The 21,193-nt window shown below is 70.8% G+C and carries 16 protein-coding genes; 4 read left to right on the top strand and 12 right to left on the bottom strand.

What is annotated here, in order from left to right:
• Nucleotides 1-75: 75 nt before the first annotated feature.
• Nucleotides 76-1,029 carry a helix-turn-helix transcriptional regulator gene (locus tag ACGFZN_RS39225; protein WP_393863278.1) on the bottom strand — a complete coding sequence of 318 codons (954 nt, stop codon included), beginning with the start codon at nt 1,027-1,029 and terminating at the stop codon, nt 76-78.
• A 132-nt stretch (nt 1,030-1,161) separates the two neighbouring features.
• Between ACGFZN_RS39225 and ACGFZN_RS39220 the strand changes: the two genes are divergently transcribed.
• A complete protein-coding gene (locus ACGFZN_RS39220; RefSeq protein WP_393863277.1) occupies nt 1,162-1,503 on the top strand; it encodes an ANTAR domain-containing protein in 342 nt (113 codons plus the stop codon).
• Nucleotides 1,504-1,648: 145 nt separating this feature from the next.
• Here the strand turns inward: ACGFZN_RS39220 and ACGFZN_RS39215 are convergent, their stop codons facing one another.
• From ACGFZN_RS39215 to ACGFZN_RS39200, 4 genes are all read right to left on the bottom strand, one after another.
• Nucleotides 1,649-1,822, bottom strand: a complete 174-nt coding sequence (locus tag ACGFZN_RS39215; protein WP_393863276.1) for a CsbD family protein — start codon at nt 1,820-1,822, stop codon at nt 1,649-1,651.
• 108 nt (nt 1,823-1,930) lie between these two features.
• On the bottom strand, nt 1,931-4,366 hold the full coding sequence (locus ACGFZN_RS39210) for a SpoIIE family protein phosphatase (protein WP_393863275.1): 2,436 nt from the start codon (nt 4,364-4,366) through the stop codon (nt 1,931-1,933).
• Between the two features lie 55 nt (nt 4,367-4,421).
• Nucleotides 4,422-8,669 carry a HAMP domain-containing protein gene (locus ACGFZN_RS39205; RefSeq protein WP_393863274.1) on the bottom strand — a complete coding sequence of 1,416 codons (4,248 nt, stop codon included), beginning with the start codon at nt 8,667-8,669 and terminating at the stop codon, nt 4,422-4,424.
• A 311-nt stretch (nt 8,670-8,980) separates the two neighbouring features.
• On the bottom strand, nt 8,981-9,430 hold the full coding sequence (locus tag ACGFZN_RS39200) for a MarR family transcriptional regulator (protein ID WP_393863273.1): 450 nt from the start codon (nt 9,428-9,430) through the stop codon (nt 8,981-8,983).
• A 422-nt stretch (nt 9,431-9,852) separates the two neighbouring features.
• Here ACGFZN_RS39200 and ACGFZN_RS39195 point away from each other — a divergent pair, with 422 nt between their 5' ends.
• Together ACGFZN_RS39195 and ACGFZN_RS39190 are read left to right on the top strand one after the other, a co-directional pair.
• Nucleotides 9,853-10,029, top strand: a complete 177-nt coding sequence (locus ACGFZN_RS39195; RefSeq protein ID WP_393863272.1) for a hypothetical protein — start codon at nt 9,853-9,855, stop codon at nt 10,027-10,029.
• 178 nt (nt 10,030-10,207) lie between these two features.
• Entirely contained in the window at nt 10,208-11,248 is a 1,041-nt protein-coding gene (locus ACGFZN_RS39190) for an AI-2E family transporter (protein ID WP_393863271.1), read from the top strand.
• Nucleotides 11,249-11,279: 31 nt separating this feature from the next.
• Here ACGFZN_RS39190 and ACGFZN_RS39185 read toward each other — a convergent pair whose 3' ends face one another.
• The gene (locus tag ACGFZN_RS39185; RefSeq protein ID WP_393863270.1) at nt 11,280-12,728 is read right to left on the bottom strand and encodes a protein kinase; all 1,449 of its coding nucleotides are present in this window, start codon (nt 12,726-12,728) and stop codon (nt 11,280-11,282) included.
• Nucleotides 12,729-13,208: 480 nt separating this feature from the next.
• Entirely contained in the window at nt 13,209-14,150 is a 942-nt protein-coding gene (locus tag ACGFZN_RS39180; protein WP_393863269.1) for a DMT family transporter, read from the bottom strand.
• A gap of 291 nt (nt 14,151-14,441) precedes the next feature.
• Here ACGFZN_RS39180 and ACGFZN_RS39175 point away from each other — a divergent pair, with 291 nt between their 5' ends.
• A complete protein-coding gene (locus ACGFZN_RS39175) occupies nt 14,442-14,645 on the top strand; it encodes a cold-shock protein (protein ID WP_393863268.1) in 204 nt (67 codons plus the stop codon).
• Nucleotides 14,646-14,732: 87 nt separating this feature from the next.
• Here ACGFZN_RS39175 and ACGFZN_RS39170 read toward each other — a convergent pair whose 3' ends face one another.
• From ACGFZN_RS39170 to ACGFZN_RS39150, 5 genes are read right to left on the bottom strand one after another with little or no spacing between them, the layout of a single operon-like run.
• On the bottom strand, nt 14,733-15,785 hold the full coding sequence (locus ACGFZN_RS39170; protein WP_393863267.1) for an LLM class flavin-dependent oxidoreductase: 1,053 nt from the start codon (nt 15,783-15,785) through the stop codon (nt 14,733-14,735).
• Nucleotides 15,786-15,798: 13 nt separating this feature from the next.
• Nucleotides 15,799-17,490: a dipeptide ABC transporter ATP-binding protein gene (locus ACGFZN_RS39165; RefSeq protein ID WP_393863266.1), complete on the bottom strand. Its 1,692-nt coding sequence runs from the start codon at nt 17,488-17,490 to the stop codon at nt 15,799-15,801.
• The gene (locus tag ACGFZN_RS39160) at nt 17,472-18,395 is read right to left on the bottom strand and encodes an ABC transporter permease (RefSeq protein WP_393863265.1); all 924 of its coding nucleotides are present in this window, start codon (nt 18,393-18,395) and stop codon (nt 17,472-17,474) included. The genes ACGFZN_RS39165 and ACGFZN_RS39160 overlap by 19 nt, the downstream gene beginning before the upstream one ends.
• Nucleotides 18,392-19,351: an ABC transporter permease gene (locus ACGFZN_RS39155; RefSeq protein WP_393863264.1), complete on the bottom strand. Its 960-nt coding sequence runs from the start codon at nt 19,349-19,351 to the stop codon at nt 18,392-18,394. Before ACGFZN_RS39155 ends, ACGFZN_RS39160 begins: the two co-directional genes overlap by 4 nt.
• Before the next feature lie 3 nt (nt 19,352-19,354).
• Complete coding sequence (locus ACGFZN_RS39150) at nt 19,355-20,974, bottom strand: ABC transporter substrate-binding protein (protein WP_393863263.1); 1,620 nt, start codon at nt 20,972-20,974, stop codon at nt 19,355-19,357.
• Between the last annotated feature and the right edge of the window lie 219 nt (nt 20,975-21,193).

Here is a 21,193-nt window from a genome sequence, read left to right as displayed (position 1 = left end):
GGGCCGTCCGTTCCCCGTGCCCGGTGCAGCGTCCCGGAACGGTGCCCGCCGTCGTTCCGGGACGCGTCCCCACGCTCAGCCGTCGCCCAGAGTCGTGTGCGGAGTGCGCCGGTAGGTGGCGCGGTACAGGGAGGCGAAGCGTCCCGGGTGGTGGAAACCCCAGCGGGCGGCGATCGCCGTGACGGTCGCCCCGCTGTCCGGTGCGGCGGCCACCAGGTCCTGGTGTGCGTGGGCCAGCCGCACCCGGCGCAGATGGGCCAGCGGGGTGGTGTCCAGGTGCCGCCGGAAGGCGTACTGCAGCGCGCGCACCGTCACATGGGCAGCGGCGGCGATGTCGGCGACCGTCACCGGCTGGTCGGCGTGGTCGTCGATGTAGGCCAGCGCGCGGCGCAGCATCGCGGGATGCGCGTCGCGGCGGTCGGCCGCGGTCGGCTCGGGCAGGGCCGTGTTCGGGAAAGTGTTCAGGACACTCGCCGCCAGGTATTGCACCGCGGTCGCTGCGATGAGCGGCTGGTCGGCGGTCTCGGGGTCGGCCAGCACCGAATCCCGCAGGTGGGCGATGGTCCGGCTCAGCTGACCGGCCGCGGCCGCCGAGCGCGGCCGGTGCCCGGTAAGCCGTACCGGCCGCGCATCGTCGGGGCCGGCGGCCACCTCGGCCAGCAGCGCCGGGTCCAACATCGTGATGTTGTAGCGGGCGTGGCAGATGCGCCCGGAGTACGGCAGGTCGGGCGGGGCGAACAGCACCACGTCACCCGGCCCGAAGGTGTCCTCGGCGCCTTGGAAGCGATGGTCCCGCACGGTTCCCTCGTACACGACGCACAGGCAGATCCGCCCGAGCGGCGTGACCGAGTAGCTCATCTCGAAGTCGAGGGCGAGTTCGTCGACACTCACCGGGTCGATGGCGCTGCGCCGGATCCTGGCCCGGCCGGCTCCGGGGGTGCTGCTGCCGATGCGCATCCGGGCGTAGGCGCGGCTGAGGAAGTCCTCCGTGACCTGCAGGTCCGCGCTGTCGAAGGTGAGCGTGTCCATGTCTCGCGCTTCCCCCCGAATCACCCGAACATGTCGCCCTGACCAGGTAATTTTCGTTTTTCGTCCGGATGCTTGCGAAGTCCTTCGCTTGGTGGCTGGCGCAGGCAGGGCGGCGCGTCGAGGGTGAGCAGCATGATCGGACGCGACGAGAGGACGGACCAGCTGGCGGCGCTTCAGGAGGAGGTGACCCAGCTGCGCACGGCCATGGCCTCCCACGCCGTGATCGACCAGGCCATCGGCGTGGTCATCTCTGTCGGCGGGCTCCGGCCCGAGCAGGGCTGGGACGTTCTCAGGGAGGTCTCCCAGCACACGAACATCAAACTCCGCGAGGTGGCCCGTTGCCTGGTGCACTGGCCCTCCAGCGGGCAGCTGCCTCCCGATGTCCGCCGGGCCCTGACCGCGGCGGTGGCCCGCGCCCGGGACTCCGCCGCCACCGGAGAGAACGACGCCATGAGCGGCCGACCGGTGCACTGAGGAAAGAGCAGCGCGCTCCCGAGGGCATTGCCATCCCACGAGCGGACGCCGCGTGTCGTCCACCCACGCGGTGTACTCGACATGGAGAAGGGCCTTCAGCCCCGCAGTGGGGGTGAAGGCCCGGCACTCGTGAGCGGCGCCAAGCTCAGCGCTTGAACATGTCCTTGATCTTCTCCTTGGCCTGGCGCGCGTCGCCCTTGGACTTCTCCATCTGGCCTTCGGCGACCATCGGGTCGTCGACGGCGGCTCGTCCCGTGGCCCTCTTGAGCTTGCCCTTGGCCTGTTCGGCCTTGGCCCTGGCCTTTTCACCAGCCGACATGGCAGACACGCCTCCTGCTGTGCTCGACGCACTGTCCGCGTTCTGCGGCAACTCCCATGTGCCCAGCACCGCGCCCGCGCAAACAGGCGAAAGAAGCCGGTTGAGCAGTCAGTCGACCCTGATGCCCACGATGCAGGTGTCGTCGTCGGTGTCGGACTTGCTGTAGGTGAGCAGCCGGTCGAGTTGCTGGTCGAGCGTCCTGGGTCCCTGGCGCGCGGTGTCCAGAAGGTGGGACAGGGATTCCTCGACGGAGCGGTCGCGGCGCTCGATCAGCCCGTCGGTGTACATCAGGAGGGTGTCGCCCGCGGCCAGGCGCACCTCGGCCTCCTCGTACACCGCCTCGGGCAGGGCGCCCAGGAGCAGTCCGCCCAGCCTGGGCAGCGGGTTGGCGTCGGCCTCGCGCACCAGGACCGGCGGCAGATGGCCCGCCCGCGCCCAGCGCAGCGTACGGCGCTCGCGATCGTACAGACCGCACACGGCGGTCGCGGTGACCGCGCCGGTCAGATGGTGGGCGACGATGTTCAGCCAGGACAGCAACTGCGCCGGTCCGGCTCCCGTGACGGCGAGACCGCGCAACGCGTTGCGCAGGACCACCATGCTGGTGGCCGCCTCGATCCCGTGGCCGGCGACGTCGCCGACGCACAGCAGCACCAGTCCCGAGGGCAGCACCACGGCGTCGTACCAGTCGCCGCCGACCAGATGCTCCGTCTCGGCGGGCCGGTAGCGCACCGCCACCTGCAGGTCCGGCAGGCACAGCGGTTCCTGGGCCGGGGGCATGATCGCGTGCTGCAGCTGGAGGGTCAGCCGGTTGCGTTCGACGGCCTGCTGCTCGGTGTGGGCGAGTTGGTCCCGGGTCGCGGCGAGGGCGACCTCGGTCCAGTGCTGGGCGGAGATGTCCTGGTAGGCGCCGCGGACGCCGAACAGCTGGCCGTCGGTGTCGAGGACCGGTTCGGCGACCACGCGCATGTGCCGTGTGACACCGTCCGGACGCTGCAGCCGGAAGGCGGCCGAAGCCGGCCTGCGGTGGTGCAGCAGGGTGCGCAGGAACCGTCCGATCTGGACCGCGTCGTCCGGGTGGGAGTACGCGGGGAGGTCCTCCACGGCGACCGGGGAGCTGGTGGGCGGGCGGCCGTACAGGTCGAACAGCTGGCCGTTCCAGGTGATCTCACCGGTCAGCAGGTTCTCCTCGAAGCCGCCGATCCGGCCCAGCCGCTGGGCGTGCTGGAGGAGACTGGCCAGGCGCGCGGTCTCGTCCTCGATGCGCCAGATGAGCAGCACGCTGGAGCCGTGCCGGCTGATGCTGATGTCGGCGACCGCGGAGAGCGGAACCTGGTCGACCAGGGCGGTCAGCCGCATGCGCCGGGTGCGGAACGGCTCGCCGGTGGCGTACACCCGCTCCACGCGCTGGAACAGTTCGCCGGCTCCGGCGGCCATCGGGTAGGCCTCCAGCAGCAGGGCGCCGGCGACGACGGCCCGGGGCCGGCCCGCCGGGTCGAGGAAGTGGCTGTTGGCGTGCTGGATGCGGAAGTCGACGAGCTGCCCGGCGTCGTCGAGGTGCGGCACCAGCACCAGGGCCGGGTCGTGGAGCCCGTCGGCCAGGTCCATCAGTTCGGCCGCGTCCGGCACCACCCGGGGCTCCCGCAGGGCCTCGGCGGCGGGCAGGAAGTCCTCCAGGGTGTGCGCACACAGTTCGGCGAGGGTCTCCACCTGCCGCAGCACCGGGCGCGGCAGCGGGCCCTCGGGCTTGGGCCAGGCGATCTCCAGGATCCCGTGGATCCGGCCCCCCGTTCCGGCGGGTACGGCGATCCGGGCACCGTCGGTGTACTCCCGCCGGCCGATCGTGGGCAGTCCCGAGCCGGCGAGGGAGGGCAGCCACTGTCCGCCGGGCTCGGTCAGCCCGCGCCGGGCCACCGTGGCCACGTCGGGCGGTACGTAGCGCCAGCGGGCCGCCTCCGCGGGCGCGAATCCGGCGCTGCCCGCGAGGGTCAGCGAGCCGTCCGGGCCGACCGACCAGATGGCCACCGCTGCGGCACCGAGGGGACGAAGGGCGTGCTCGAGCAGCGAGTCGGCCATCGCCTGGGTGTCCCGGGCGGCCAGCACTCCGCTCTCGGCCGCGCGCAGCCGTACGGCGGCGGAGCCCTCGACCGGGGCGGAGGGGCCGGCGGTGGCGGACAGGAACGCCTCGGTCACCTCCGCGACCCGGTCCCGGGCCGCCTGGTTGATGACGTCCACCGCGAGTTCCAGCGGTGTCACCTGCGCCTGCTCGGTCAGTTCGGCGAGTTGCCGGGCGGCCTGGGCGGGGCCGCAGCCCAGCCGCTCGACCAGGATGCCCTTGGCCAGTTCGATCAGCGCCCGGCCGTCCGCCTCGGCCTGTGCGACGCGTACCTCGCGGCGCAGCCGCTCCACGGTGGCGGCCAGCCTGCCCACCGGCGAGGTCGCGGGCGCGTCGGCCGATACGGTCTCCGCCGGTCGCAGGGGTGCGGGCACACCGGTGGGCGCGTCGGTCTCCTCGTCCCCTTCGACGGGGGGTTCCTGGGTGTTCACCGGATCGGTACTCCTCGGCCTGAGGTCGGGCGGATGCGCGGTGCCGTGGCCGTCCTCATGCCGGCAGCCAGCGCCGGACGCAGGCGATGAGGTCATGGGTGTCCACCGGTTTCGTCACATAGTCGCTGGCGCCGGACGCGAGGCTCTTCTCCCGGTCTCCGTGCATCGCCTTGGCCGTCACCGCGATCACCGGCAGGTCGGCGTACTGCGGCATGCTGCGGATCTCGGCGGTGGCCGCGTATCCGTCCATCTCGGGCATCATCACGTCCATCAGGACCAGTTCGACGTCCGGATTGCTCATCAGCGTCTCGATGCCCTTGCGGCCGTTGTCCGCGTGCAGGACGCGGAAGCCGTGCAGTTCGAGGATGCCGCTGAGGGCGAACAGGTTGCGCGCGTCGTCGTCGACGACCAGGACCGTACGGCCGCGGGTGTGCTCGTCGACCGGGCCGGCCGGCGCGTGGTGGAGTTCCTCGCCGCGGACGAGCGCGAGCACCTCGCCGGGTTCCTCGGCGGACAGGTGCAGGGCGATCCGCTCCCGCAGCTCGTCCAGGCTGGACAGGTACTCCAGTGAGCCGCCCGGCTCCGCCTCCGGATGCCCGGCGCGATGGGAGTTGTGCACCAGCACGGGGACGCCCGCAAGGGCGGAGTCGCCTCGCAGTGCCTCCAGGAACCGGGCCGACTCCCCGTCGGGCTCGCCCAGTTCCACGACGACGCAGTGGCAGGGGTCGGCGGCGAGGGCGCCGGCCGCTTCCTGGGCGCCGACCGCGGTGATGATGTCGACGGGCGTGCCGTCGGCGTCACCGTGTTCCAGGTCGCGTACGACGCTCTCCGCGACGAGGGTGAGCAGACCGCGCGGGCGTTCCTCCACCACGAGCAGCCTGCGCGCACGCTGTCCCTTCGTGGAGACGCGGGGCGCGGCCGCCGGCAGCTCATGCGGGGTCGCAGCCTCGGTCGCCACCTGTTCGGACGGCATGCCGGGCCCGCGCAGAGGGCCGTCGAAGTCGGGCCGGGCCACGGGAAGGAACAGTGTGAAGGTGCTGCCCTTGCCCGGGGTGCTGGCGACGGTGACGGCGCCGCCGAGCAGGTGGGCGATCTCCCGGGTGATGGACAGGCCGAGTCCCGTGCCGCCGTACTTGCGGCTGGTGGTGCCGTCCGCCTGCTGGAAGGCGCCGAAGATCGTCTCCAGTTGCTGTTCCGGGATGCCGATGCCGGTGTCCTTCACCCGGAAGGCCACCACGGCGCCGCCGCGTACCACCTCCGCGGGCACCTCGTCGTCCGCGGCGGGTTCGACACGCAGTTCCACTCCGCCCTGTTCGGTGAACTTCACCGCGTTGGACAGCAGGTTGCGCAGGATCTGCCGGAGCCGGGAGTCGTCGGTGAGCAGGTCGGCGGGCGCGCCGGCCGATGTGGTGACGGTGAATTCCAGGCTCTTCTGCGAGGTCATGGGCCGGAAGGTGGCCTCGACGTACTCGATGAGCTGGCGCAGCGAGACCCGCTCCGGCGTGACGTCCATCTTGCCCGCCTCGACCTTGGACAGGTCGAGGATGTCGTTGATCAGCTGGAGCAGGTCCGAGCCCGCCGAGTGGATGATGCCCGCGTACTCGACCTGCTTGGGGGTGAGGTTCCGCGAGGGGTTCTGGGCGAGCAACTGGGCCAGGATGAGCAGGCTGTTGAGCGGAGTGCGCAGCTCGTGGCTCATGTTCGCGAGGAACTCGGACTTGTACTTCGAGGCGAGCGCCAACTGCTGGGCCCGTGCCTCCAGTTCCTGCCGGGCCTGCTCGATCTGCAGGTTCTTCGCCTCGATGTCGCGGTTCTGCTCGGCGAGCAGCGAGGCCTTCTCCTCCAGTTCCGCATTGGACCGCTGCAGCTCCTCCTGCCGGGCCTGCAACTCGGCCGAGCGTGCCTGCAGTTCACTGGTCAGGCGCTGGGACTCCTCGAGGAGTTCGTCGGTGCGCGCGTTGGCGACGATCGTGTTGACGTTGATGCCGATGGTGTCCACGAGCTGCTGGAGGAAGTCGCGCTGGACCGGGGTGAACCGGGTGACGGAGGCCAGTTCGATGACGCCCAGCACCTGCTCCTCGAAGACGATGGGCAGCAGCAACAGCGCGGTGGGCTCGATCTGTCCGAGCCCGGAGGAGATGGTGACGTACCCGGGCGGCAGTTCCTCCAGGGCGATCGTACGGCGGCTGCGTGCGGCCTGGCCGACCAGGGAGCGGCCGAAGGCGATCCGCTCCGGCCGTTCGTCTCCCTCGGGGCGGCCGTACGAGCCGACGAGCCGCAGTCCGGGCCCCGAGTCGCCCTCCTCGGCGAGGTAGAAGGCGCCGTACTGGGCGGAGACCTGGGGCACCAGCTCGTCCATGATCAGCTCGGCTACGACCCGCAGGTCGCGGTGGCCCTGCATGAGGCCGGAGATCCGGGCGAGGTTGGTCTTGAGCCAGTCCTGTTCCTGATTGGCCCGCGTCGTCTCGCGCAGCGACTCCACCATCGAGTTGATGTTGTCCTTGAGGTCGGCGACCTCGCCGGAGGCTTCGACGGTGATGGACCGGGTCAGGTCGCCCTCGGCGACGGCGCTGGCGACGTCCGCGATGGCACGGACCTGCCGGGTGAGGTTGCCGGCCAGTTCGTTGACGTTCTCCGTCAAGCGCTTCCAGGTCCCGGACACGCCTTCGACCTCGGCCTGCCCGCCGAGCCGGCCCTCGGTGCCGACCTCGCGGGCGACGCGTGTGACCTCGTCCGCGAACGCCGACAGCTGGTCCACCATCGTGTTGATGGTCGTCTTGAGTTCGAGGATCTCGCCCCGGGCGTCGACGTCGATCTTCTTCGACAGATCGCCCTTGGCCACGGCGGTGGTCACCAGCGCGATGTTGCGCACCTGGCCGGTGAGGTTGTTGGCCATGGAATTGACGTTGTCGGTGAGGTCCTTCCACGTGCCGGCCACGCCCGGCACGTGGGCCTGTCCGCCGAGCCGGCCCTCGGTGCCGACCTCGCGGGCCACGCGCGTGACCTCGTCCGCGAACGCGGACAGGGTGTCGACCATGGTGTTGATGACGTCGGCGAGCGCCGCGACCTCGCCCTTGGCATCGATGGTGATCTTCTGCGAGAGATCGCCCTTGGCGACCGCCGTGGCGACCTGGGCGATGGAACGCACCTGGCCGGTGAGGTTGGAGGCCATCACGTTGACGTTGTCGGTGAGGCCCTTCCACGTACCGGCGACCCCGCGCACCTGGGCCTGCCCCCCGAGGCGGCCCTCGGTGCCGACTTCGCGGGCGACGCGTGTGACTTCGTCGGCGAAGGCGGACAGCTGGTCGACCATCGTGTTGATGGTGTTCTTCAGTTCGAGGATCTCGCCGCGGGCGTCGACGGTGATCTTCTGGGAGAGGTCGCCCTGTGCCACCGCCGTGGCCACCTGGGCGACGTTGCGGACCTGGGCGGTGAGGTTGCCGGCCATGAAGTTGACCGAATCCGTCAGGTCCCTCCAGGTGCCCTTGACGCCCTTGACGTCCGCCTGCCCGCCGAGGCGGCCCTCGGTGCCGACTTCGCGGGCGACGCGTGTGACTTCGTCGGCGAAGGCGGACAGCTGGTCGACCATCGTGTTGATGGTGTTCTTCAGTTCGAGGATCTCGCCGCGGGCGTCGACGGTGATCTTCTGGGAGAGGTCGCCCTGTGCCACCGCCGTCGTCACCTGGGCGACGTTGCGGACCTGGGCGGTGAGGTTGCCGGCCATGAAGTTGACCGAATCCGTCAGGTCCCGCCAGACGCCCGCCACACCCGGCACCTGGGCCTGTCCGCCGAGCCGGCCCTCGGTGCCGACCTCGCGGGCGACGCGCGTGACCTCGTCGGCGAAGGCGGACAGCTGGTCGACCATCGTGTTGACGGTCTCCTTCAGCTGGAGGATCTCACCGCGCGCGGGCACGTCGATCTTCTGCGACAGATCTCCCTTGGCCACCGCGGTGGCCACCTGGGCGATGTCACGCACCTGGGTGGTGAGGTTGCCCGCCATCGCGTTGACGGAGTCGGTCAGGTCGGCCCAGGTGCCGGAGACTCCCGGCACCTGCGCTTGGCCGCCGAGAGTGCCCTCGGTGCCCACCTCGCGGGCCACCCGGGTGACTTCGGAGGTGAACACGGACAACTGGTCGACCATGCCGTTGAAGACGGTGGCGATGTCGCCCATGAGCCCCGGGGCATCGTCCGGCAACCGGGTGCCGAAGTCTCCGTCGCGCACCGCGGTCAGCCCCGCGAGCAGTCTGCTCAGTTCCTCGTCCCCCGGGACCGCGTCGGTCGTCCCGGTCGCCTTGCCGGCCATGCGCACCCTCGTTCCGCTCCCCAAGAGCCCTCGCAGGGAGGGCTCGGAACCAGCGCCGGGCACGTGGCCTGACCCGGCGATTGGTGTGTGCATATCCGCAGTTCACGGATGTGCTCGATGAGAAAATACGCCGCAGATTAACCCGGCTGCGCGTGCGGGCACAAAGCAATCGGCCAAGACCCGACGACCGTGGAACACGCCCGGGAGCGGAGAGGAATGGAGGCTCGTTGACGGGGTAGACGGGTGGGTTCGGCACTGGCCAGGGGAAGCGCGCTCCTGGCTGGACGGGGCGGCGCCGACCGCTGCTCTCGTCACAGCGGTGAGCGGCTGCGGGGCACCCGTGCCAGGGGGCTCACGACCCCGTACAGCTGGTTGAACGTGTCCCGCAGTACGGGGCGGTCCGGTGCCGCGGCGGTCGCGAGCGTCTGCTCCAGAAGGTGCCGACGGCGCTGACGGGTGGCTTCGAGCACACAGGTTCCGGCGCCCGTGAGGGAGAACGCGCCCGACGGGTGGCGCCGCACCAGCGTGCGCTGCTCCAACTGGTCGAGCAACCGGGTCGCCGATGGGACGCTGAGGCAGAGGTCTCGGGCAATGCGGTCACGGTTGGCAGGCTCGCCGCTCAGGACGAGCAGAACCCGCATCTCTTTCTCGGAAATCGTGGGGGCAACGTCCTCATGCGCCTGCTGCCACAACCTGATCATCGTCTGGGCGACGTGCTGCGCAGCAGGGCTCGCCTCGGCATGTTCGGGTTCCACTGACATGGTTTTCCCCTTCCTCGATGCCGTCGAGTAACGCGCTTACCCGCCGCACCGGACCTCAGCCCCGCCTCTGCGTTCGAAAAGGCTGTGAGCTGGGACGGAAGGCAAATAATATGGAGAATTGTTCGGTCATTCGGGTGGTGCGGTATCCGTTTTGGGGTCGGCATTTCTCGAAGCGCTCGAATTTCTGTCGAAGCGGTCCGCAAGGCCTGTCAGGGCATCTTCCGCGCCGTTGGGAATCGATGACATCCCAAAAGGCGGTTCGAGACATAGACGGGTCCGGTAATCCGTGTCACCGCTGAAGGCGGCCTCGGCACGGACCGGACTCGGCGGATCGCGGCGGCGCCGCCGGTGTGGATGGGCAGAGGGCGGGAATTCGCAGGGCAGTGCACCGCGGACGTCATCCGAGGAGAGGACCGGGCACCATGCTGGCCATCGTTTCTGCCGTGCTGTTCTTCATTGCCTTTCTGATCAACGCAGCGGAGATCTCCACGAACCACACCTTCACCTCCACCAACGTCATGCTGCTGGGCCTCACCGCTCTGGCACTGCACCTCGCAGGCATAGGAGGCGGCTGGACGGCGCGAGGCCGCAGACGCTGACGTCCTCCCAGAAATCCGTGCCTTTCGAAGTGGCACGCGCCGAGGAGGGCTGCTGATGGAACGGAGCGACCTGGCCCGCGCACGCCGGCGCGCGCGGGCGAACGGATCGGCACGAGGAGCTGCCCGGGCCACCGCCGCGGGGCCGGGCGGCGGCCGGGGGAGAAGGGGCCCCGGAACCATGCCGCCACGGCCGGTCGGCCGCAGCCGGTCCTGGCTGCGGGCCGGCTTCGCCCTGGGACTGGGCGCGACTCTGGCGTGGCTGCTGGTGCAGACCGTCCTGCAGATCGGACAGCTGCTGACGTTGTTCCTGGCAGCGGTGTTCGTCGCGATCGGCCTGGAGCCACTGGTCGCCGTGCTGACCAGGCATCGGATACGCCGCAGCTGGGCGGTGCTGATCGTGCTTCTCGCGTTCATGCTGTGTCTTGCGGGGTTCGTCGCGCTCATCGCCCAGCCGGTCGCGGACGAGATCGATGCGTTGACCAAGGCGATCCCGAAGTGGCTCACCCAGCTGCACGACCGGCACACCTTCCTCGGCCGTCTGGAAGACCGCTACCACCTGATCTCCAAGGTGCGCAGTGCTCTGGGCTCCGGGGGCTCGAGTGTCGTGGGCGGGCTGCTGGGAGCGGGGAAGATGGTGCTGAGTCTGGTCACGTCCGCGGTCATCGTCGTGGTCGTGACCATCTATCTGATGGTCGCCCTGCCCGAGATCAAGCAATTCGGGTTCCGCTTCGTCGCGGCGAGCAGGCGTGCCCGGGTCGAGACGGTGACCGACGAGATCCTGACCCGGACGGGCCGGTTCATGCTGGCCAATCTGGTCACGTCGGGCATCGCCGGGCTCGCGACCTTCGCCTGGTGCGCGGCCATCGGCGTGCCGTACCCGGCCGCCCTGGGTTTCTTCGTCGCGCTGATGGACCTGATCCCGGTCGTCGGCTCGACGGTCGGCGGGGTGACCGTGAGCCTGGTCGCCCTGTCGGTCTCCCTGCCGGTCGCGGGCGCCACAGCCGGCTTCTACGTCGGCTTCCGCCTCGCGGAGGACTACCTGATCATGCCCCGCGCGATGAAGTACGCCGTCGACGTGCACCCTGTGGTCACGGTCGTGGGCGTCCTCGTCGGCGGCGCTCTCCTGGGCATCATCGGCGCTCTGGTCGCCGTACCGGCAGCCGTCGCCATCGGCATCCTGCTGGACGAGTACGTCTTCCCGCGCACCGATGCGTCATGAGACTCCCACCAGCACGGGGACCCACTACGCCTCAGCCTTGTTTCTTGGGCGTCCGGTGTTGCGAAGGCTTGGCGGCCTTTCCGGGCGACTGCGGAGCGCTGTGCGCAGTGTGGCCGATGTGATCGCCCGTGTCCTCGGCGTGGTGTGAGTGCGCAGTCGCCATGCCGGGTTCGGCGTCATGGCGCCGGGCCGGGGCCGGAGTGCTCGGGAGCGCCTGACTGGAGGACCCCTGGCTCGTGGAGACCGGCTCGGACCGAGAGCCGGTCGCCGCACCGGAGGCGTCGAAGGCCCCGTAGGGGGTTTGAGGAGCTTGGGCCGATGGATCCGCAGTGGACCTGCTTTTGGGTATCGCCGAGCTGGGGTGCGGGGAGGGGGCGGTCTGATGCGTGTCGGCGCGGTTGTCGCTGGTGCCCGGAGCGACGGCAAGAGTCGTGCCCACGGCGACGGAGAGTGCGGCCAGCGCGGTTCCCACCGCCATGCGGCGGTTGTGCCGCAGGTAGCCGGGAAGGCGGCCCGGGGTGATCGCCACCGCCTGCCTCCGCGTGGGCTCTTCAGCGTCGGCACGGGGGGTGCGGGGTACTACAGGGCGGCGGCTCACAGAGGGGGGCGAGGGCGGCACCGGACGTGGATCGCTCCCGGCGCCGAGGAGGGAGAGAATCCGCGCGCAGTGCCCGGCGTCAGGACGCGCTTCCGGGTCCTGTGCGGTCATGGTCTGCAGCAGGGCGCCCAGGTCCGGGCCGAGCCAGGCGGGCAGCGTGGGCGGGCGGTGGAGGCGGGCTATCGCAGCCTCCAGCGGGCTGCCCTGGTACTCCATCTCGCCTTTCAGGCATTCCAGCAGGACCAGACCGAGAGCGTAGATGTCGGTTGCCGGTCCGACGTGCCTGCCTTGGACCTGCTCGGGCGAGAGATAAGCGGCGGTGCCGGTCAGCACGTCCGGTGAGGTATGGCGTGTGGCGTTCGCCAGGCGTGCGATGCCGAAATCGGCGAGATGCGGTTCGCCGGCCCTGTCCAACAGGACGTTCGACGGTTTGACGTCGCGATGCACGATGCCGGCCCGGTGAACGTGGGCGAGCGCCTGCGCAAGGGCGGTGCCCAGAGCGGCCACGTGCTGTTCGGACAGCGCTCCGCGCTCCAGGAGTCCGCGCAGTGTGACGCCGTCGACCAGTTGCATGACCAGGTAGGCACGGTCGTCGTGGCGTCCGGCGTCGTAGACGGTGACCAGTCCGGGATGCTGCAGGCGGGCGAGGAGGACGGCCTCCGAGGTGAGACGGTCCTCGGTCTGTGGATCGGAGCCCGGCCGGAACAACTTGACGGCCACGGGCCGTCGAAGGCGGGTGTCGAAGCCTTCGTACACGTCGGCCATGCCCCCCGATCCGATCTTCCCGCCCAGCCGGTAACGGCCGGACAGGACGCGAGCGGACTGCGCACCGGCTGGAACCGGCGCGGGAGCTGGCCGGGCTGCTGATCGGCGGACCTTCATCTGGTTCTCCGTTGCTGTCACCGCGTACCGGACTCGGCCATGAGCCGTGCTGCGCGGCGGGTACCCCAAGGCGGTTCGGCTATCCGGACAAGGACAGCGCCTTGGACCGCCCTGCGGCGAGGCCGCCTTCCGGTGGCGGCGAGGAAGGTCTTGAGCCCGGGGTCGTTCGCTGGGCGCCGATGGCGTTCATGGCCGGGAGCCGTCGGCCCCACGCGGATCCGCCGCGCCCGGTGACGCCTCATCAGGGCCTCTGTCCGGTTTCGCGGCCACCGGATGAACCGTTTCTTCCGCTCCCTGTCGCGGCGGCTTCTTCCCCACGGCCATCGCGGCGGCCGCACGGGTCAATTGCGCTTGCAGCTGATCGAAGGCTTGCGACCTCGATCGCTTGCGCCTGTGACTTCTGCTCATACATGTTCAACGTCCCACCGCGCCGTCCGTAACCCGGGTTCCGCCATTTGGAGCACAGCACATGGCGGAGGGCTACCGCCTGCCGCCTGGGGCCGTGGTGACGTACGCGCTGACCAGGATCAGCAGACAACCGGCCAGTTGCAACGGAGTCGGACGCTCACCCAGTACGACCGCTCCCAGGACCACCGCGCCGACCGGGGTGAGCAGCAGCAGGACCGCACCGACGTGGCTGGCCAGTCGGGGTGAGGCGGCCGCGACCAGCAGCCATCCCACGACTTGGCTGCACACGGCCACCGCCAGCAGCCAGCCGAGCGCGCGCCACCCGGGCGTCGGGTCGAACCCGTACCAGAGCAGACCCATGGCCAGTGAGACCACCGCCGCTGAGGCGACGACCGCGGTGTACGTCTGCCGTACCGGCCCGGCATGGCCCCCGCGGCGCAGCAGATACAGAAACCCGGAGTAGCACACTGCCGCCAGCACCGCGTGGACCGTGCCCCGCGGCGGATCGGAACCGACGGATCCAGCCGGCTCGAACACCCCGCCGGTGAGCACCACTCCCACGAGCAGCACCGGCAGCCACCACAGGAACCGGCGGGGCACGGGTTCCCGGTCGACCGCCCAGGCCAGCAGAGGTACCAGCACCACCTGCACGTTGACCAGCACTGTGGACAGCCCCGCCCCGACCTCGCCGATGGCCTGCGTCCACAGCAGCATGTCACCGGCGAACAGCGCCCCGGCCAACAGTGCGAGGCCGTACCGAGGCCGCGGGAACGCGCCCGCGCGACGGCGTTCCGCGGCCGCGAGCCCGAGCAGCACCGGCAGCGCGAGGACACACCGGTAGAAGGACGCCGTGCCCGGCGAGGTGTGCGCCAGATCGAGAAGGATGGCCGATCCCGACACGGACAGCGCCCCGATCGCCATGGTCCACGCCGGATACCTGGTCAGGCGTGAACCGCCGGCCCGCCCGTTCCTCCGGGAAGCGGACGCCTGCCGGCCGTTGGTCGGACGGGACACGATGGATCACTCCTCGGACGTCTGGCGCGCCGCGCGCTGCCCTGTGCCGCACGCCGTGATTACCCGGCGAGCGCGGACCGGAACACCAGGCCGAACGGCTCCGGACGCGCTCCCGGGCATCATGACACCGCCGGGGCCGAGGCAGGGGCGTACAGGCCGGAGCGGCCCGTCGGGACAATGATCGGATAATCAGGCTCCCGGTGGGGTAGGACGGACGCCGGGCCTCTTCTCCCGGGAAGGCCCCCGACTCGCCCAGCTGGGGTCTCCCAGCGAGAAACAAAGGACGGCAGCATGGCCAGCGGCACCGTGAAGTGGTTCAACTCCGAGAAGGGCTTTGGTTTCATCGCCCAGGACGGTGGACCGGACGTCTTCGCCCACTACTCCAACATCCAGGGCAACGGGTACCGGGAACTGGTCGAGGGAGAGACCGTCACCTTCGACGTGACCCAGGGCCAGAAAGGCCCCCAGGCCGAGAACATCGTCCGGGGCGGCTGACCACCGATCACATCCTGGCCTCGCCACCAGGCGAAGGGGCCCGCGAGAGCGGGCCCCTCGTGCGGTGGCCGAGCGCCGGCGACCCGCTCAGCCGACTGTCTCCCGAAGCGCCGGTGCGGCCGGGTGCCAGCCCAGTTCGGGGGCGATGAGATGGCGGACGTCGTGCAGGATCTGCTCGTACTCCGCCCGGTGGAACTCGTACGGCAGCTCCAGGCGCAGCTCCGACACCTGCGCGAGGACGGGGTCGGCCGTGAGCCGTTCCAGGATCTCGTCCGCGGTGCCGACCACGTCGGGGGCGAACAGGACCGGCTTCCGGCCCGCCGCCGGTGTCTGCGGTTTCAGGGTGCGTGCGTGCCGACCGGCCGCGTAGGCGCGGTAGCGGGCCCGGGTGGCCGCGTCCGCGGAGTCCAGGGGCACGATCACCCGCCCCAGCGCCACCCGCGCCGGCCGGTCGCCCGAGAGATGGCGGCGGTACTCGGCCAGCAGGTTCAGCTGGGCCGTGGTGAACTCGCCGGTGCCCTCGCCGGAGACGATGTTGCCGGTCAGCAGGTGGTGCCCGCTTCCGGCGGCCCAGCGCACCGAGCGCAGACTGCCTCCGCCGTACCAGATCCGCTTCACCAGAGCGGGGTTGTGCGGCTGCAGCCGTGGCCGCTGGGTGTTGCCGGGCGACCGGATCACCGTGTCCGGGCCGCCGAGATGGTCGCCCCGGAGGTTGTCGACGAGGCGGGCGATCCTGCCGTACGACAGGTCGAAGCCGCGCCAGTCGCCGTCGTACACCAGGTCGCCGAGCAGTTCGGCGTGCGGCATGCCGGTGCTGAATCCGACCTGGAGGCGGCCGCGGGACAGTACGTCCGCCAGCGCGAGGTCTTCGGCCAGGCGGAACGGGTTCTCGTAGCCGATGGGGATGACCGCGGTCCCCAGCTCGATCCGCTCGGTGCGCTGTCCGGCCGCGGCGAGGAACACCGCGGCGGAGCCGACGCCGTGCTCGAGGTGGCGCTGACGGACCCAGGCCCCGTCATAGCCGAGCCGTTCGCCGTGTTCGAACAGCTGCAGGGTCTCCTCCAGACCGGTGTACGGGTCGTCGTCGGCGAAGTTGCCCGGCGTGAGAAAGGCCAGCGAGGTGATGGTGGGAGTGCTCATGCGACCCTGCTCCTCAGCTCGTGGTGGTCTCGGCGGAGCGGGAGGGGACGCGACCGCCGGGGATGGCCGCGAGCAGCTCGCGGGTGTACGCGTGACGGGGGCGGGTGAAGAGTTCGTCCGGCGGGCCCGTCTCGACGACGCGGCCGGCCCGCATGACGGCGACCTGGTGCGCGATCTGCCGTACGACGGCCAGGTCGTGCGAGATGAAGAGGTACGCCACCCCCGTGTCGGCCTGCAACTCGGCGAGCAGGTCCAGCACCTGGGCCTGCACGGACACGTCGAGCGCGGAGACCGGCTCGTCGCAGACCACCAGGTCGGGGGAGAGGGCGAGGGCGCGGGCGATCGCCACGCGCTGGCGCTGCCCGCCCGACAGCTCCGCCGGGCGGCGCTCCAGGGTCGAGGCGGGAAGGGCCACCCGGTCGAGCAGTTCGCGGGCCCGGGCGAGCCGGGAGGCGCGGTCGCCGACCTTGAAGGCCCGCAGCGGCTCGGTGATCACCTCGGCGATGGAGAAGCGTGGATCGAGGGAGGCGTAGGGGTTCTGGTAGACCAGCTGTGCGCGCCGGCGCAGCTGCCTGGCCTGTGCGCCCTTGGCGGTGGTGACCTCGGTGCCGTCGAAGAGGATCCGTCCGGCGGTCGCGTCGGCGAGGCGGAGCACCAGGCGTGCGGTGGTGGACTTGCCCGAACCCGACTCCCCGACCAGGGCGAGGGTCCGGCCCCTTGGGAGGGTGAGGCTGACGTCGTCCACGGCGCGCAGGGTGCGGGGTCCGTCGCCGGCCCGGGGCAGCCTGAACTCCTTGACCAGGTTGCGGACTTCGACCAGGGGCGTGGTCTCCGCCCTGGAACTGGGGACGGGGGTGCGGGTCCGGGCGGTGGTCAGGCTCGGGGCACTGGCCAGCAGGTGCCGGGTGTAGTCGTCCTGCGGGTCGGCCAGGACGTCCCGGGTGAGGCCCGCCTCGACGACCCTGCCCTGGGACATCACCACCAGCCGCTGCGCCCGGTCGGCGGCGACCCCGAGGTCGTGGGTGACGAGCAGCACCGCGGTGCCCGACTCCTCTGCCAGGCGCTGCAGATGGTCGAGGATGACCCGCTGCACGGTGACGTCGAGCGCGCTGGTCGGCTCGTCGGCGATGATCAGCTCGGGGCGGGCGGCGATGGCGATGGCGATCAGGGCGCGTTGCCGCATTCCGCCGGACAGTTCGTGCGGGTACTGCCGGGCCCGCAGCGCCGCGTCGGGCAGCCCGGCACGGTTCAGGACGCCGATCGCCTCGGCGGGGGCCGAGCGCCGGGTCGCCAGACCATGGATGCGCAGCACCTCGGCGACCTGGTCGCCGATCCGCACGACCGGGTTGAGGGAGACCGTCGGATCCTGCGGGACCAGTCCGATCCGAGCCCCGCGCACCGCGCGCAGTTCCGCCTCCGAAAGGGTGGCCAGGTCGTGCCGGCCGAAGCGGACCGTGCCCGCGTCGATGCGGCCGTTCGCCGGCAGGAGCCGGGTGACGGCGTGCGCGGTCGTGCTCTTGCCCGAGCCGGACTCGCCGACCACCGCGGTCACCTGCCCCGGCCACACGTCGAGATCCACGCCGCGGACGGCCGCGACGGTACCGCCCCGGGTGCGGTACGACACGGACAGGCCGCGTACTTCCAACACAGGTGTGCTCACGTTGTCACCGGTTTCGGATGCGTCGGTCATGGCTGCCGGGACCATTCGCCGTCCAGGGCCCGGGCGATGCGGCTGGTGGCCAGGACGGTCGCGGCGATCGCGAGTCCGGGCAGCGCGGTCAGCCACCAGGCGTTGGCGAGATAGTTGCGGCCGTCGGCGATCAGCGTGCCCCACTCCGGGGCCGGCGGCGGCGCCCCGTAGCCGAGGAAGCTCAGCGCCGACACGGCCAGGATGGACGCGCCGAAGTCGAGGGTGGCCAGCACGATCACCGGGCCCGCGGCGCCGGGCAGCACATGCCGGCCCAGCACCGAGTACCAGCGCGCCCCGCTCGCGCGCGAGGCCTCCACGAAGACCGCCTGCCGCACCCGCAGGACCTCCGCCCGCGCCACCCGGGCGAAGCCGGCGACACTGGCGATGCCGACCGCGACCGCCACCTTCACCGTCCCGTAGCCCAGGGCGGTGACCAGCGCCAGGGACAGGAACAGCGCCGGGATGGACAGCAGCACGTCGACGAAGCGCATCAGCAGGTCGTCCACCCAGCGGCCCACGAACCCGGCGACCACCCCGAGCAGTCCGCCGACCACGAACGCGACCAGGACCGCGATCAGCGTGGCCTTCAGAGACAGCTGTGCGCCGTGGACGACCCGGGAGAACACGTCGCGGCCCAGCTCGTCGGTGCCGAACCAGTGGCTGCCGCTGGGGGCGCGGAAGTTCTGCGACGGGACGCCCCTCAGCGGGTCCCGCGAGGTGAAAAGGCCGGGCCGGAACGAGGCCAGCACCACCAGCACGAGCACGGCCACCGACAGCAGCAGACCCGGGCGGCGCACCACGAAGCGCAGCAGCCGTCCCGCGTCCCGGCGGCGTCCCGGCCCCCGCCCCGGCCCCGCCGCGGCCGGGCGGACCCGACCCGGTGCCGCCTGGGCCGGGTCGTCTACAAGACTCTGGCTCATGTGAGTGCCGCCCTTCTGCCCGAGGCCACCGCGATCCGCGGATCCACGAGCGGATAGACCAGGTCGACGACCAGGTTCGTCATCACGAAGATCAGCGCTCCGAACACCACCACCCCTTGCACCAGCGGGATGTCCTGGGCCGTGACCGCCGCCGCGGTGACGCGGCCGAGTCCGTCGCGCGAGAACACCGTCTCGACCACCACCGAACCGGCGATCAACTGCCCCACCAGCAGGCCGACGACCGTCAGCGCGGGCAGGGACGCGTTGCGCAGCGCGTGCCGCAGATGCACCCGCCACCGGCCGGCGCCCTTGGCCCGTGCGGTCTCCACATAGGCCTGGTCCAGCGCGGTGAGCAGGCTCTTGGCGAGCACCTGGGCGATCTGCGCGCCGGTCGGCACCGCCAGCGTCACGGCCGGCAGGACCAGGCCGCGCAGCCCGTCGTTGCCGAACGCGGGGAACCAGTGCAGCCGGAAGGAGAACGCCTCGACCAGCAGCAGCCCCACCCAGAACGTCGGGACCGACACGCCCAGCGGCGGCAACGACAGCAGCAGCTGCCGCAGCCATCGCCGCGCCGTGTAGGTCGCCAGGACCGCCAGACCGCCGCCGAGGAGCACGGCGAGCAGCAGCGCCGCGCCCGTCAACTGCAGAGTCTGCGGCAGCGCGTCGGCCAGCGTCGAGGTGACCGGGCGGCCGGTGGACACCGCGTCACCGAAGTCACCGCGCACCGCCCTGCCCAGGTACTCGGCGTACTGAACCAGCACCGGCTTGTCGAAGCCGTATTCGTGCCGCAGGGCGGCGATCTGCTCCGGGTCGACCTGCCCCGAGTCCATCCCGGCGCCGGCCATCGCCGTGACCGGGTCGCCCGGCAGATAGTCCAGGACCAGGAACGAGACCGTGTACGCCGCCCACAGCACCCCGGCCGCCTGGGCGAGTCGTTTGATCACATAACGGCGCATGCGCTATCCGATCCAGGTGTCGTGGAGCTGGATGCGGCTGGAGGCGTCGAAGTTCAGGTCGTGCACCTTCTTCGACACGCCCAGCTGGGTCTGGAGCTCCACCACCGGCGCGTAGTAGGCGCCCTGTACGAGCAACTGCTGGGCGTGGCCGACCAGCTGCCTGCGCTTGGCCGCGTCGACCGTCGCGGCCTGCTGGGACAGCGCCGTGTCGAGAGCGCTCGCGGGCAGGTGGTAGAAGTTGGCCAGCTCGGTGGAGAAGGAGCTGCGCAGGATGTCCGGGTCGGCGCGGGTCACGTTCCACCACACCGCGTCGAAGTCGCCCGACTGGAGCGTCGGGGAGAACTGCGTCACCTGGAGCTGCTTGAGGACCACGTCGACACCGACGGCCTTGAGCTGCTGCTGCATCAGCTCCAGCGCGGGCTGGTTGGTGGCCGCGTTGGGGAACCACTTGACGGTCAGGCTCAGTCTCCTGCCGCCCTTGACCCGGATGCCGTCGCTGCCGGTCTTCCAGCCGGCCTCGTCCAGCAGGGACTTGGCCCTCTCCGCGTCGAAGGCCAGACCGGAGGCGACATCGGTGTAGTCGGGTGTGGTGTGCGCCAGGACGCTGGTCGCCGGGCGGGTGCCGGTGGGGAACACGGTGTCGGCGATCTGCCGCCGGTCGATGGCGTACAGGATGGCCTGGCGCACCGTGGCGTCCTTGAGCACCGGCCGTGCGTCGTTGAGGCCCAGACCGAACACGACACCGGGGTTGGCCCGTCGCTGCAGGGTGACCTGGCCGCCTTGGAGGGCCGCCTCGTTGGCCTTGCCCACATTGCTGATCGCGTCCACCTGGCCGGACTGGAGGCTCCCCGCCCGCACACCCGCCTCCGGCACGACCTTGAACACCAGCTTGTCCAGGTACGCCTCGCCCTTCTTGGACCACAGCGCCGAACCCCAGGCGTATCCGGCGCGCCTGGCCAGGGTGATCGACTGGTTCTGCACGTACTGCTTCAGCACGAAGGGCCCTGAACCGATCACCCCGTCGCTGCACTTCTGCTGCGGGGTCTTCCGCACACTCGCCGACGACTCGATTCCCAGCGAGTGCGTCGAGGTGGCCTGCAGGAACTGGGCGTTGGGCTCCTTGAAGGTCACCTTGACCGTGAGCGGATCGACCACCGTGGTGCTCTTGACGCCGCTGAGATAGCCCTCGGCGAGGGTCCCCAGGGCACCGAGCCTCGGCACCGCGTCGAAGTTGTCCTTGACCACCTGCGCGGTCAGCTTCGACCCGTCGCTGAAGGTGACGCCCGGGCGCAGATGGAAGGTGAACGCCGTCGCGTCGGAACTGACGTCCCAGCTCTTCGCCAGCCAGGGCACGATCTTTCCGGTCCTGGGGTCCTGGTCCGTCAGGGAGTCCACGATCTGGCGCACCGAGTAGATCGTCTCGTTGCTGCCGGCCTGCTGGGGGTCCACGCAGCCGGCGTCCGAGCTGACCGCGAAGGTCAGGGTGCCACCGGACCTGGGCCGCCCGGTGCCGCTGCCGGAGGCACCGCCGCTCGATCCGCACGCGGTCAGCAGAAAACTCGTGGTCACCAGGGCGGTCAGTGCCGCCCAGCCGGAAGATCTGACATCGGGAAGTGCAGTCACGAAAGGGCTTCTCCTACTCGTGTCACCAGGCACGGGTGTCGTTCGGGGCACGGCCGTGCGTGGGCGCGGCCCCGGCCGGCGCGACGCGGCTGCCGGGGAGCGCTGTCCGGACAGGGATCAGGGAAAAAGGTGCCTCTATGGGCTTCGTCAAGCTGTAGCCGGGGCGGGCGACTGGTAGAAGGTGCCGTCTCGGAGCATGGCGAAGAGGACGTCGATGCG

Origin of the sequence: Streptomyces sp. NPDC048192, assembly GCF_043202415.1 — a bacterium.
Classification (GTDB): domain Bacteria; phylum Actinomycetota; class Actinomycetes; order Streptomycetales; family Streptomycetaceae; genus Streptomyces.
Note: the sequence above shows the minus strand (reverse complement) of the source record. Positions and strands in the feature narration are given on the sequence as shown.